Annotated in this window: 14 protein-coding genes and 1 pseudogene; 2 read left to right on the plus strand and 13 right to left on the minus strand. The window is 34.3% G+C overall.

The features are described 5' to 3' along the window. Positions 1 to 455: 455 nt before the first annotated feature. Together BK579_RS19745 and BK579_RS19750 are read right to left on the minus strand one after the other, a co-directional pair. Positions 456 to 1,403, minus strand: coding sequence for an iron-hydroxamate ABC transporter substrate-binding protein (locus tag BK579_RS19745; protein ID WP_078548427.1), 948 nt, complete (start codon positions 1,401 to 1,403; stop codon positions 456 to 458). Further along, on the minus strand, positions 1,357 to 2,199 hold the full coding sequence (locus BK579_RS19750; protein ID WP_078548429.1) for an ABC transporter ATP-binding protein: 843 nt from the start codon (positions 2,197 to 2,199) through the stop codon (positions 1,357 to 1,359). Before BK579_RS19750 ends, BK579_RS19745 begins: the two co-directional genes overlap by 47 nt. A 211-nt stretch (positions 2,200 to 2,410) precedes the next feature. Here BK579_RS19750 and BK579_RS19755 point away from each other — a divergent pair, with 211 nt between their 5' ends. Beyond that, positions 2,411 to 3,460: an NAD(P)/FAD-dependent oxidoreductase gene (locus BK579_RS19755; RefSeq protein WP_078550714.1), complete on the plus strand. Its 1,050-nt coding sequence runs from the start codon at positions 2,411 to 2,413 to the stop codon at positions 3,458 to 3,460. A 230-nt stretch (positions 3,461 to 3,690) separates the two neighbouring features. Here BK579_RS19755 and BK579_RS19760 read toward each other — a convergent pair whose 3' ends face one another. Next, positions 3,691 to 4,761 (minus strand): acyltransferase family protein, encoded by a 1,071-nt coding sequence (locus tag BK579_RS19760; RefSeq protein WP_078548431.1) that lies wholly within the window; start codon positions 4,759 to 4,761, stop codon positions 3,691 to 3,693. Positions 4,762 to 5,125: 364 nt separating this feature from the next. Between BK579_RS19760 and BK579_RS19765 the strand changes: the two genes are divergently transcribed. Further along, positions 5,126 to 5,758 (plus strand): helix-turn-helix transcriptional regulator, encoded by a 633-nt coding sequence (locus BK579_RS19765; RefSeq protein WP_078548433.1) that lies wholly within the window; start codon positions 5,126 to 5,128, stop codon positions 5,756 to 5,758. 123 nt (positions 5,759 to 5,881) lie between these two features. Here the strand turns inward: BK579_RS19765 and trhO are convergent, their stop codons facing one another. The 10 genes and pseudogenes from trhO to BK579_RS19815 all read right to left on the minus strand — a co-directional run bounded on the left by trhO (position 5,882) and on the right by BK579_RS19815 (position 13,169). Further along, positions 5,882 to 6,862 (minus strand): oxygen-dependent tRNA uridine(34) hydroxylase TrhO, encoded by a 981-nt coding sequence (gene trhO / locus BK579_RS19770; protein WP_078548435.1) that lies wholly within the window; start codon positions 6,860 to 6,862, stop codon positions 5,882 to 5,884. A 258-nt stretch (positions 6,863 to 7,120) separates the two neighbouring features. Further along, complete coding sequence (locus BK579_RS19775) at positions 7,121 to 7,366, minus strand: YuzB family protein (protein WP_078548436.1); 246 nt, start codon at positions 7,364 to 7,366, stop codon at positions 7,121 to 7,123. Between the two features lie 39 nt (positions 7,367 to 7,405). Further along, positions 7,406 to 8,281, minus strand: a complete 876-nt coding sequence (locus BK579_RS19780) for a pirin family protein (RefSeq protein WP_078548438.1) — start codon at positions 8,279 to 8,281, stop codon at positions 7,406 to 7,408. A 425-nt stretch (positions 8,282 to 8,706) separates the two neighbouring features. Beyond that, positions 8,707 to 9,192 carry a nitroreductase family protein gene (locus tag BK579_RS19785; RefSeq protein WP_078548440.1) on the minus strand — a complete coding sequence of 162 codons (486 nt, stop codon included), beginning with the start codon at positions 9,190 to 9,192 and terminating at the stop codon, positions 8,707 to 8,709. Between the two features lie 100 nt (positions 9,193 to 9,292). Then, positions 9,293 to 9,679 carry a hypothetical protein gene (locus tag BK579_RS19790; RefSeq protein ID WP_078548442.1) on the minus strand — a complete coding sequence of 129 codons (387 nt, stop codon included), beginning with the start codon at positions 9,677 to 9,679 and terminating at the stop codon, positions 9,293 to 9,295. A 395-nt stretch (positions 9,680 to 10,074) separates the two neighbouring features. Further along, a pseudogene (locus BK579_RS19795) lies at positions 10,075 to 10,851 on the minus strand (class I SAM-dependent methyltransferase). A gap of 266 nt (positions 10,852 to 11,117) precedes the next feature. Continuing rightward, positions 11,118 to 11,267: a DUF2642 domain-containing protein gene (locus tag BK579_RS19800; RefSeq protein ID WP_078548444.1), complete on the minus strand. Its 150-nt coding sequence runs from the start codon at positions 11,265 to 11,267 to the stop codon at positions 11,118 to 11,120. 161 nt (positions 11,268 to 11,428) lie between these two features. Next, positions 11,429 to 11,734, minus strand: a complete 306-nt coding sequence (locus BK579_RS19805; RefSeq protein WP_078548445.1) for a YciI family protein — start codon at positions 11,732 to 11,734, stop codon at positions 11,429 to 11,431. A 64-nt stretch (positions 11,735 to 11,798) separates the two neighbouring features. Further along, entirely contained in the window at positions 11,799 to 12,113 is a 315-nt protein-coding gene (locus tag BK579_RS19810) for a DUF962 domain-containing protein (protein ID WP_235848481.1), read from the minus strand. A gap of 75 nt (positions 12,114 to 12,188) precedes the next feature. Continuing rightward, the gene (locus BK579_RS19815; RefSeq protein ID WP_204524741.1) at positions 12,189 to 13,169 is read right to left on the minus strand and encodes an ABC transporter permease; all 981 of its coding nucleotides are present in this window, start codon (positions 13,167 to 13,169) and stop codon (positions 12,189 to 12,191) included. Positions 13,170 to 13,266: the final 97 nt, after the last annotated feature.

The raw sequence follows: 13,266 nt of genomic DNA on the forward strand, positions 1-13,266 counted from the left end.
AGGCGCTCTTTGCCTTCCGAAGCGACTGACTTATGACCTCGAGCCGATGGCGCCTGGAGCTAGACACTAAGCTAAGTATAATTTTTCATACTCCATGGTGCTAATTTTAATTAGCATAGATGTCTACCCTGAAAATAACCTAGGTAGTGGAGTTCCATTCGCTCCGATCCACTCGCTTTCCGCGGGGCGGTTCGTGAGCCTCCTCGTCGCTTTTTGCTCCTGCGGGGTCTCACGCTGACCGCACATCCCGCAGGAGTCAAGTGGCTCTCCGCTCATTCCACACTAGGTGAGTAAATTTTTTTCATACTTATGGTGCGAATCTGTATTAAATTGGATGCCTTTTTCTCAGTTTAATTTAGAATTTGGTGTTTCATTACATTCTACACCCTTTTAGTGATGAAAAAAAGCAAATAAAGAAGGGGAATTCTATTTATAAGAATTCCCCTTCTCACCTATTAATTACCTAAAAACGAGTCAATAAAAAACTCTAATTGAAATTCAAGTGTAATTGGATCATTGAAGTAGAATTCATTTGAATTAACTACATACGCTTGATTGTTTTTTACTGCAGGAATATTTTTATATGTTTCTGACTCCATGAAAGAAGTTTCAGTTTCTGCACCTTTACTTACGATTAGGTAGTCACCTGCAAATTCAGGAAGAACCTCTAGAGATAATGAATAGAATCCTGGTTCTAACGCCATTTCCTTAACCTTCTCAGGCATATTTAGCTTCATTTCTTGATAAAGAATTTCTGTTCCACGTGCCCAATTGTCACCAAATACATATAATTCTTTGTCAAAATTTTCGATAACTGAAACGGTTGCATCTTCACCAATCTTAGCTTTAATTTCCTCTCCAGCTTCTGCTGAACGCTTTTTGAAATCATCAATCCAAGTTTGTGCTTCTTCTTCTTTATTTAGTAGCTTAGCAATTTCTAAGTGTTGTGTTAGATAATCTAACTTACCATATGTGTATGTCACAACAGGAGCAATCTCTTTTAATTTATCAACGTTTTTCATTGTTGAAAGACCGATAATTAAGTCTGGCTCTAATTCAATAATTTTTTCTAAGCTTTCATCAGTTACTTCTTCAATTCCTTCTAATTCATAGCGTGGATTCATTTTAGACCATGAATCAACACCTACAAGAGGAACATCTAGTGCTAGGACATTACCAGTATATGTTGCTAGGACAATTACACGTTGTGGATTTGTCGGAACTTCAACTGGTCCATTTTCAGATTCGTAAGTTCTTGTTTCTGATGCTACCTCTTCTTCATTTGCTACTTCTTCATTAGCATTTTGTTCATCCGTATTTGTTGTCTCTTCTTTTGCACCGCCGCAAGCCACTAAACTAAGAGCTAGCAATAGTAGTAGAAAGGGAATGAATATTTTTTTCATGTCGATCTTCTCCTTTTAGTAAGTTGTAAGTCATGCACATAGGTTTTTGCGTTCGAGGATCTCTTCCAATTTGAGCATCAATTTGAAATACTTCCTTTAGAACATCATTAGTAATCACTTCTTCAGCATTACCTGCTTTGACAATTTGTCCATATTTAAGCGCTATAATGTGATCTGCAAAACGTGCAGCATGATTCAAGTCATGTAGTACCATTACAATTGTTGTTTGTTGCTTATGATTGAGATTTTGCAACAATTCTAAGATTTCAAGCTGGTGTGCCATATCTAAGTAAGTAGTTGGTTCATCTAAGAAAATCATCTCAGTTTCTTGTGCTAAGGCCATTGCAATCCAAACTCGCTGGCGTTGTCCTCCTGATAGTGCGTCCACAGGGTGATACTTAAAGAATGCTGTCCCTGTCACCTCAAGTGCCCAGTCAATGACTTCAAGGTCTTTCCTAGTTAAACGTCCAAAACCCTTTTGATAAGGAAAACGGCCATAAGATACTAATTCTCCTACGGTCAGCCCACTTGTACTCTCAGGATTTTGAGGAAGTATTGCCATCTTTTTTGCCAATTGTTTCGTATTTTCCTTTGCTATATTCTCACCATCTAGAATAATTGATCCTGATTGATGTGAAATAATACGAGTCATTGCTTTTAAGAGGGTTGATTTTCCACAGCCATTAGAACCAATAATAGTAGTGATCTTCATATCTGGGATATCGATACTAAGATCTTTAACAATTAACCGATCATCATAGCTAACATTTAAATCCTTTGTGTAAAGGCGTACCATGATAGCCCCTCCATTTTTTAAAAAATTGGTAAATATTGTTGATAATCATTATCAATGTGGTGTACTATAATAATATAAAACTATTGAGAATGAATGTCAATATCACACATGGTTTTTTTAAGCATTTTATCTATTATTTTAATACTATAATTTTTTCACCTCACAATTAATAGGAATATATGTATATCACTAAGGAGTGGCAGTTATGGAAATGAAAGATTATGAGAGTTTTGATATAACAATTATTGGTGGCGGACCCGCTGGATTGTACTCAGCTTTTTATAGTGGACTAAGAGAGATGAAAACTAAAATTATTGAATTCCAGCCAGAACTAGGCGGGAAGATTCATATTTATCCTGAGAAAATGATTTGGGATGTTGGAGGACTGACCCCCACCCCTGGTGCAAAACTTATTCAACAACTAGTAAAACAAGGTTTAACCTTTGACCCTACTGTTGTGCTGAATGAGCGAGTGACCTCTATTTCAAAAAATGAACAAGGACATTTTGAGTTGAGTACCGCATCTGGAACGACGCACTACTCTAAGACAGTCGTTGTTGCAGTTGGAAGCGGCATACTACAACCCCAAAAGCTACATATTGAAGGTGCCCAACGATATGAAGTATCTAACTTGCATTACACAGTAAAATCACTAAAATATTTCAAGGATAAAACTATTGTGATTTCAGGTGGGGGAAATGCAGCCATTGACTGGGCGAATGAATTGGAGCCTGTTGCGAAAAAAGTGTACCTGACTCACCGAAGAGAAAACTTGTCAGGTCATGAAGCTCAAATCACACAATTGTTAAACAGTTCCGTTGATTGTATATTTAATACTATGATTACGAAACTTATTGCTTCTGACAATCAGGAAGTGATCGAAAGTGTTGAACTAACTAACAAAGAGACAGGAGATATAAGTCAGATATCAGTTGATGAAGTGATTATAAATCATGGTTTTGAGCAAGATGCATCTCTGCTTGAAAAGAGTGAATGTGATATTCAATTACTTAATAATTTCTTTATCGCTGGTAATGCTTCAAGCGAATCTTCTACGAAAGGTCTTTATGCTGCAGGAGATATATTAAAGTATGACGGGAAAGTCAATTTAATTGCAGGGGCCTTTCAAGATGCTGCAAATGCTGTAAATAAGGCCAAACAATACATCCAACCAGATGCTAAAGAGGCAGGAATGGTATCCTCTCACAACGAAGTATTTAAACAGAGAAATCGGGAATTGATTCAACAACTTATAAAATAATCTTAAAATCTCTAGACACTCAAGCAACAATTCATGTTCATCAGTTAGAAATTGAGCTACTTATAACCATCTATAAGAACTTAACCAAATGGGGTTGTAATAAAGAAACTCGTCAATAGCTATGACGAGTTTACTTTTTTATTTACCAATAAAAATACCAATACGACTGAAGATTCGGTACGTATTATAAGAAAAGCGCCGTAAAGGAAGGAATGAATTTCACTAACTATTTATTGTTCTTTAGGAACATTTTTATCACTAGTAGAGTAAGACTTTAACATCCATTTTATATCTGGTTGTATAAGAGGTGAAATCAACTGTACTATCGGTTTAAAGGTGCTTATCCAACATATACAAATACTTAGTAGAAGTGACACAACTAATAACAATATAGGGTCATTTGTTATTTGTTCTGGTACATGTTCACGAAACACTCGAACTATATTAGTATGCACTAAATAGATAAATAGAGTATAAATACCTAAATTATTGAAAATAAATAATTTTCTTTTTTGTGTAACTAAGAGAATAAGAGAGATACTTAATACAGTAGTTGATGCATATTGCAATATTTGAACAACTGCTCCTTTATAAATTGACCACCCATAGTGAGCATACTCATCTCTCATAAATAGTAATTCTGTGGCCATTCCATTTTTGGTATAAAGTCCCACTAGAAATAGAAAAATGGTAACTATCCCTAATGCCCCCCATCGGATTGGAGATTTCCATGACGTAGCTTTTTGGACTATTAAAGGTAAAATATTTTTTTGATGTAAAAAATAACCGATTAGAAAGTATGGATAAAAGTTAATTAACTTACGCATTGAAAACCAGCTTGGGACATTGTCAATATAACTAATCCAAATTGCAAATCCTAATATGAATATCAACGGAAAACGCAATTTTAGAACATATGGTGTAATAATACTCCATACGATAATTCCTATTAAATACCACATCGTCCAATGGGGAGCAAAAATGGCTAAGATACGGCTATCTGGTGCAATTGTGATTAATTCGTTATGATTTATCCAGTTAGAAAGTAATCCATTTATTACCTGCCATAAAATAAAAATAAAGGTGAGCTGGATAACTTTTTCAGGTTTATTTGGACGAAAAAAGTAACCACTTATGATAATGAATAAAGGCATATGAAAAGCATAGATCATATTATATATATAAAGGACACTTGTATGGGTTTCAAAGTGACGATAAATTTCGATTAAGTGGCCAAACACAACCAAAAAAATTAAGATCCCCTTTATATTGTCAAACCACGGATTACGTTCTGTTTTCATGTTCCCTCCTTATTAATTTTCCATTAAGCATTATACCAACAAAGGGTGTGTTAATCAAACCTGTGGAAATCTAAAAAAATATATAAATTACTGAATTTATGATTTTAACTTAAAATTGATAATTTAACCAAGGGTAAATTTATCCACACTAAGAGTAAAAACAAAAAACATTCAATAAAATTTTTAGGTATAATATACACATTCAACTGCTGCCTTTACCTTTTAAGAAGCGGCTAACTCTCTTTTATTTTTTTATACTATATAGTATAATTAGTTTGAGTTTTATAATTAGAATGATTAGTGTGGGGCCGTTTTGGTACTACCTTTTTTTATTTTTTTCTTATCCAACATTGGGGTGAAAGATATGACAGTTAAAGTAAAAACGAATACAAGAGATTGTATTTTAGAGTTATTAAAAAAAGAGGTTTCTTTGGCTGTAAATGACCTGACAAAATTTTTGAACATTACACATATGGCTGTCCGAAAGCATCTTGCTATACTTGAAAAAGAGGAACTTATTAAATCAGTAGAGACAAAACAACCCATGGGACGTCCTCTTCAACTATACTCATTAACAGAAAAAGGAGATCAACGTTTTCCTAAACATTACGAAGGAATTACACTCGAATTTCTTAATGATATTAAAGATATCCATGGCGACGAGGCCATTCAACAACTTTTTACCAAACGAGAGAAACGGCTTACAGAAGAATATAAAAAAAGAGTGAACCAAAAATCATCATCTGAGAAGATGAATGAAATAACAAAGATACAAAACGAAAAAGGGTATATGGCAAGTGTTACTCAAATAGATGATGTAACATTTGAGCTTGTAGAATATAATTGCCCTATTTACGCAGTTGCTAGGGAATTTAAAATGGCTTGTCGATGTGAAACAGATATGTTTAAAAGTGTACTGGAAGCAGAGCAGGTTCGTAGAGTTTGTTGTAAAACTGATGGTGACAATCACTGTAAATTTATCTTTAAATATCAATAACCTTACCGAGGTTAATATCTATGTATCATTCACCTCCAGTAGTTATAAATAGTTTATGAAACAAAACTAAAACCCTAGCATAAATCTGCTAGGGTTTTAGTTTGTTTTACAAGTTGTCCTTTATTATTTCAAAGAAGCATCAATTTGCATTTCTTTATCATTTTCCAATTGAGAAATTCGATGATTCCAATCCTCACTTGATAAATGATGCTCAACTACATACCTATTTCTTGGATGAATCCTACACTCATTGGTACATCCTCTTAAAAATTTGTGTTCATTCTCTTCTGTACATATTATTTTTTTATTACATTCAGGGTTTGCACAGTTAACATATCGTTCACACGGTTCACCTGTAAAGTGGTCTCTACCAACAATCACATGTTCGGTTTGATTCACTGGTACACTTATACGTTCATCAAATACATAGCATTGTCCATCCCAAAGCTTTCCTTGAATCTCTGGGTCTTTACCATAAGTGACAATTCCACCATGTAACTGCGAAACATCGTCAAATCCCTCTTTCACTAACCATCCAGAGAATTTCTCACATCTAATTCCACCCGTACAATAAGTGAGTATTTTTTTACCTTCAATCATCTCTCGGTGTTGATTAATCCAATCAGGGAGTTCACGAAAGTTTTGTATATCGGGTCTTATTGCCCCGCGGAAATGACCAAGGTCGTATTCATAATCATTTCTTGCATCTATGACAATCGTATCTGAATCTTGCATAGCTTCATAGAATTCTGTGGGACTTAAATATTTTCCAGTTGTTTGCAGTGGATTGATATCATCCTCTAATCTAAGAGTAACTAATTCTTCTCGAGAGCGAACATGCATCTTCTTAAATGCATGAACATCTGCTTCATCCACTTTAAAAACCATTTCAGAGAAACGAGGATCTTCCTTCATCTTCTTTATATATTGATCAGTTTGTTCAATCGTACCAGATACTGTTCCGTTAATTCCTTCTGGTGCGATAAGAATTCGTCCTTTAAGATCTAGTGACTGGCAAAAAGATAAGTGTTGGGCCGCAAAATCATCTGGATCTGCAATTGGGACATACATATAATAAAGTAATACTCTGTATGAACTTTTCATTTTCATAACCTCTCTTCAAATTTTTTTTATTTTATATGACTTATATCTTATAGAACATCTCTGCTTAGAAAAATACACAATAAAGAAACCCTTATACCTCGGAAAGGCAAAGAGCTTTTTCATGATAAGATAACTTAAATGTTGTTATAACAACTAATTATATCATTTAAAGGATATAAATTAAAGAGTCTTTTTTATACCATAAAGTGTAAAATGTTTTTTTATCAATCTGTCTGAAAGGGCTTTGTCTAGTTCACTCTACTCGAATTTAGCTAATTCAGATTTAATTTCTTCCCTAATTAAATCCAAGCATTCAGACGTTGTTTTGGCAAATATTCTTTTGCCATTTACAATAGCATACGGTCTCCTTGCACACATACCACAGAACGATAAGCAACTATTTTCTAACACAGATACTTCTGGGAACTCATTTTCTAATATTCTTTCTACGTCAACTTCGGTAATTAAGCTACCATCGCAAATTTCAACAACTACAATGCCCATCGATTTGCCCTTTCTATTTTAATCATCTATAAGACACCTTTATCTTGCAGCCGGGCCGAATTTTTCTGCGTGAAAATCACGGTATGCTTCTTGGATTTCTTCCATTGTATTCATTACGAAGGGGCCATATGGAACAATGTCTTCTTTTATAGGTGTTCCTGAATAAATCAAAAGCTTAGAGCGTCTGCTATTCGATTTAATTTTAAATTCACTTTTGTGTTGTTCATTTCCGTTGTCTCTAAAGTTTAAAGTAGCTACCCCATGCTTTTTTAAGTTTATTTGGTTTTCACCAAAATCCATATCACCCGAAAGAACGTATAGGAACGCGTTATGAGTTTCTGGAAGTTTATGAATATAGGTAGTTCCCTCTGTTAATGAAATTTCCGAAAGAGTAATTGGTACAAGTGAATTCATTGGACCTTTTACACCAGCTATATCTCCAGAAAATACTTTAACTACCCCGCCTTCAAATTGAACAACAGGTGCATCTTCTGAATACACAGTTTGATAAGATGTTTCAGTTCTCCTTAAATCCTTGGGTAAGTTTAACCATAGTTGAAGGGTGTGTGCAATGTCATCATCAACACCTTCTTCAGCATGTCTAGCTGCCCAACCCGCATTCATATATTGAACATCACCTGGTTCAAGGATGTCACGGCCACCTGCATTGTCAATATGTTCAAGACGTCCATCCACAACATAAGTGACCGTTTGAAACCCTCGATGGGGATGATCTGAAAAAGTTCCACGTTTAAACCAATCTTCTGCCATTAAAATAAACGGATCAAAGTCATGCCATCTATTAACTGGTAAAACCCAGCCTTTCTGAATCGATGGAAAACCAACTTCCTCATATTTTACATACCAATGATCCTTTACACTTCGTTTAAAAATCTCTGTTTCTTGAGTAGACATGTATATGCTCCTTCCAACTTCGTTATAGTAACTGTTGATAAAAATTTCTATAGGTTTATTTTAGTTTACGACAAAACTTTTTACACCAATAAGTATATAAAGTGTATTATTATTACACCACAGTTAACACCTTGAATCAATTTATATGCATTATTATAACCAATAGTATGTTCCTATTTTAGGAATCAGTTTACTTAAAAGATATTTAACCCAATCAAAAGAGGCAGATTTCTTATCTAACGATAAAAAATACTGCCTATAACTTTTAAATAAGTCCATTATAAAATTTTAACAACTGTTCCTATTGCTAGCCCCACCTATGTTTTTCTGCTCTCTCTCTTTTAAGAAAGATAAGAATCATTGTAAATAAAATTTATCAATACGGACTATTATAGAAACATTAGCCTATTTTACTACTAAAGATATTATGGTAGGTATTTGATTTTATCTTGAATAGATTTCCTCTGTTTAGGTTCATTTATTTCTTCTGGATATCCTACACCAAATACACCAATAACATCATAACCTTCAGGAACACCTAGAATCTCACGGTTTTTCGCAGAATTTCCCATTGATGACCAAAATGTTCCTACACCTTCTGCCCAAGCGGCTAAATTGAAATTTTGTACAAAGCAAGCAGTAGCAAGTGCATTTTCAACCGTTTCGACTTCTGTAGAACCATGTTTGGATAACACTGTTAAAACAATAGGTGCACCGAAAAAATTAGTTTTGTGGTTTAACTTTTCTCTTGTCTCCTCACCGACAAAATAGACTTCCCACGGTTCTGTCATTCGATGGTTTGGAGCCATTGCACCAGCATTAAGCCATTTAATCATTTGCTCCATATTGACGGGCTCTGATTTAAAACTTTTTATATTTCGACGAGTTAAAATTACTTCTAAAGTTTTCAAGAAACTTCCCCCTTTGGTTTTGTACTTTATATGATTTCTATCGAAAACATAGTACTTGATCGCAACCACTGATTAGTAAAAATTAGTCTTTAACACCCCACTAATTCTGAGATGCTTCCTCTTCCTTGTTAATCTCTCTAGATTCATCATGATTTTTTTTCAAATCTACCGCATTTTTATTATTAGAGATTTCCATAGCTTCACTTTCATGTATTTCAAATAATTGACTGAATTCATTGATAACCATGTCAATTGCCTTTAACTCACCAACTAGAATTTGATGTATTGTTTGAAATTCTGGTGCATCCAACTGTTGCTTAAGGGTTGCTCGTTTAAGATTCATCATTTCTAAAAAAGCTATCGCTCTTCCACGCCGGAAGGTCTTAGCGCCGCCTCCACGTTGTTGTGAATGATGTTCTTTTCTTTTGTGGCGTTCACCACGGTGCCGTCCTTCTAGAGACACTCCTTTTGCCCCTTCAATCTCCATATAAATACCTCCTTTGTGTATACCACTGTATACAGTTCAATTAACTACAATGTATACATTAGTATACAAAAAGTCAATATTTTCTTCATGTCTACCCTGAAAATACCTAATGATGTAGAGTTCCATGAGCTGCAATCCACTTGCTTTCCGCGGGGTGGTCCGTGAGCCTCCTCGTCGCCAGGGGCGGGCTCCTGCGGGAACTCACGAGACCACTGGATCCCGCAGGAGTCAAGTGGCTCTCCGCTCATTCCACACTGAGTAAGTACCTATTTTCATTCTCCATGGTGCGAATAAAATTAGCATGGAAGTCTACCTGAATATATTTAGTTAGCGGAGTACCAAGCGCTACGATCCACTCATGGCGAGTACACTACTTTCATTCTCCATGGCCAGTACTACTTGACAGCTTTCCAAATAGTCCATCTATCTTTTTCAACTATTTTATGATTATTTATTAAGGATTGGTCTAGATAACCTAATAATTGCCCCAATTCTTCATCATCTAACTCGTGTAAAATGCTTCGGCCAGTTCTTTCACTTAAATCTTTTAGTAATTGCTCTTTATTCTCATAAACTTTTCTTGTTTCCCATAACTTAATTTCTTCGATGTTCTTAAATCCAACTTCCTTCAAAGTTTCGATTACAAACGGGCTAGTATGTCTTCAATTAGTCTCTTTTTCAATTAATTTCGGAAATAGTTCAAAGAAATATCCTCTAATATGACTAACATCTCCTCTTAATAAGCAATCCTCAGGTGTTCGATCTTGAATAATAAAAATCCCATTATCATTTAACACTCTGTGAGCTTCTTTAAAACATGATTGTAAATCCTGAATATGATGAATTAACGCTCTTTCAAGCACCAATCCATAACTGTTACTATCTAAACCTGTTTCAAAAGCACTTCCATGCTTAAGATTTATATTATTGTATTTTCTGCAGTTTTCTCTCGCACCTTCAAGAATGGCTTCCGAAAAATCTATCCCAGTAACCTCATTCACACCCATATCAGAGAGAGCTTTAGAATAAATACCACCGCCACAGCCAATATCAATAGCCTTACTAATTTTATCAATAGCTACAAGGTTAGTTAATGTCTCAACCCATGACTGATCAGCCTTGCGAGTAGTATAAGTAATTTGATTTTTCTTGCTATGAAAATCAATACCCATTTTGTCGTCCCTCATTTCAATTATTCTAAAGAAAATCTCTTCCAAATTTTCTCATCTTCATTTTAATCTACTTTTAGACATAACCTACATTACTGTTACATTATGAAAGTCGATAACTTTTTCTTATATTCATAACCAATTAAAGTTAAAGGTAATAGTGAAAATGAAAATGAAAAAGGTAGTTAAGCATGTCCATTTTTTAGATTTTTAGTTTTATAGAAAAATAAAAAAACCCAACGTTGTTTAGGGTTTTTAAGTATATTAGTTCACGATTCGGGCATAACCCAAATAATTTCACATGTCCGAACAAAGAATGTAGAATCATGTTCTTGTACTACAACATGATCTGGCTTTGCGTCGGCTGCTATTCCGTTGACTGGCCCACGTGATGTATCAATAACCACTCTTTTTCCAATAAAGACGCAATTTCGAACCTAGGATATCTAATGTAAAAAATTCTGTAATAGCTCAGGACTATAGAAATTCGAAAGATTAGGCCCCAACATCAAAATGAATAAAGAAAGCTAGGCTACTCCTAGCTTTCTTTTTCCTAGTTCTTCTTCTCTTCAATAAATTATCATTTATATAATTTCATAAAAGTAGGTGCCACTTTACACATTTGAACCTCTATCTTTTCCCATACATTTCCGATTACGTAAGGTTCTATCTTCAGCCAATCATCTAGCTCTTCTCTTGAAGGAAAGTCTACAACCATCACCGACCCTATCATTTTCTCTTCGTCATCAAGTATTGCTGCTCCATATAAATGATGACCTGCCTTAAACATTTTTTCAACTAAGTTTAAATGTTCTTCCCTTACCCTTAATCTTCTATCCATGGCTTTTTCATCAGTTCCATCATATGCAGTAATTATGTATTGCATTGTTTATCCCCTTTACAATATATTTTTTCATTCAATTGTATCTGTTTTATAATTAACTCACTTACTATCGTTCTTGAGGTAGTATATTTTTCCTTGTGATTAACTCAAAGCTTCTCAAAAAGAACCACAGGAACCCTGCGTAAAAACCAAGCCATGGATGCTTAAAAGAGGCCGGTTTATTTCGTTCAAAATAAAAATGGCCAATCCATGAAAAAACATAATGAAGTAATGCAAACGAAATGGTGATAACCACATTAAAAAACAAAAATATCCATGCTAAAAATGCAAACAAAAAAGCAAAATAGTGGAGTAATTGATTCCACTTATTACTGTGTGCACTTTGGTATTTTATTAAATCATTTCTTATTCGTTCTAACAAAATAACCTTCTCCTTTCCTAGCATCAAACTAATTTTAATATTCTACTAAAAATGTACTATTCCCTCTTTCTGTGATTAAGTAATATAAACTAACCCCATGCTTGATAAAATCGTTAATGCGACTGAAGCAAAAATCAATAAAAATAAAATCGCACTAATATACATTCCATTAACCGCTCTTTTCTTTGCAGTAAAATAGAAGTCACTTTGTTTGTATTTTTTCATAATCGCATTTGAAGCAAAAACCTTATCCCATACAACTGATAGCCATGAGTACATCATAATTAAAAAAACAAGAAAGATGACTACTTTTATCCAAAGTGGTGGGATACTGACAATTGCCGCAGTTGTCACATTAATTAAGACGAAATATCCACTTATATAGGATGAATTTCTGATAAAAACTTTGAGAAATAATTCAATTAAACCTTTAATTGGTGTACGGACTTTAAAAATCCGCTTAGACCTACGAAAGAAAATAGGCTTTTTCCTCTTAGATACAGTTGTTTTTTCAAGTTCAGGTGCCGCCATAAAGATAAACTGAATCATGGTTGTTTTTCGTTCCTGTTCGTGTAAAATCTCATTGTCTGTCGAACTTGTCTTTCGTAGTATTCGAAGACTGAGAAAAATTGCAATCACGAAGATTCCCCAACTACATAAATAGATAGGGAGCAAAATCTCTTTTTCAAATATAAAATAAATCAATTGATTAAACCAACTAAAAGTAACGAATAGTAGACTGCCAATAGCTAACTTTTTAATCTTAGATTCTATATTTCTTAAATGATGCTTTACCAACATTAAGCAGGTCTTTAATGATATAAAGTAAATGAACATGCCAACTAGTTGATTCCAGCTAACCTGAAAGTAGTGAAGTAAGAATGGAAGCATGATAAAAATTGCTAATATAACAGTTAACAACTGATACACAACTGAATAAACATAGCCCCACTTTTTCAATTTCCATATCATATCCAGCTTCTTAACCAAAAAAACTTTATCAGCTTCCTCAAGATATGTTCGTATATTGCCAGACCATGAAATGATATAGAGCATAAAAAACAAAAGAAAAAAAGGAAACCCTTCATAATGGTCCAATCAGCAACCGATTTAACAATTTCGTATTGAAACTTCCAACCCTTAAATAGTCGAT

It is taken from the genome of Litchfieldia alkalitelluris (assembly GCF_002019645.1).
Lineage (GTDB): Bacteria > Bacillota > Bacilli > Bacillales > Bacillaceae_L > Litchfieldia > Litchfieldia alkalitelluris.

Coding starts and splice junctions, on each gene's coding strand:
- BK579_RS19745 (WP_078548427.1), bottom strand. CDS start 1,403: ATGAAAAAAATATTCATTCCCTTTCTACTACTATTGCTAGCTCTTAGT.
- BK579_RS19750 (WP_078548429.1), bottom strand. CDS start 2,199: ATGGTACGCCTTTACACAAAGGATTTAAATGTTAGCTATGATGATCGG.
- BK579_RS19755 (WP_078550714.1), top strand. CDS start 2,411: ATGAAAGATTATGAGAGTTTTGATATAACAATTATTGGTGGCGGACCC.
- BK579_RS19760 (WP_078548431.1), bottom strand. CDS start 4,761: ATGAAAACAGAACGTAATCCGTGGTTTGACAATATAAAGGGGATCTTA.
- BK579_RS19765 (WP_078548433.1), top strand. CDS start 5,126: ATGACAGTTAAAGTAAAAACGAATACAAGAGATTGTATTTTAGAGTTA.
- trhO (WP_078548435.1), bottom strand. CDS start 6,862: ATGAAAAGTTCATACAGAGTATTACTTTATTATATGTATGTCCCAATT.
- BK579_RS19775 (WP_078548436.1), bottom strand. CDS start 7,366: ATGGGCATTGTAGTTGTTGAAATTTGCGATGGTAGCTTAATTACCGAA.
- BK579_RS19780 (WP_078548438.1), bottom strand. CDS start 8,281: ATGTCTACTCAAGAAACAGAGATTTTTAAACGAAGTGTAAAGGATCAT.
- BK579_RS19790 (WP_078548442.1), bottom strand. CDS start 9,679: ATGGAGATTGAAGGGGCAAAAGGAGTGTCTCTAGAAGGACGGCACCGT.
- BK579_RS19805 (WP_078548445.1), bottom strand. CDS start 11,734: ATGCAATACATAATTACTGCATATGATGGAACTGATGAAAAAGCCATG.
- BK579_RS19815 (WP_204524741.1), bottom strand. CDS start 13,169: ATGCTCTATATCATTTCATGGTCTGGCAATATACGAACATATCTTGAG.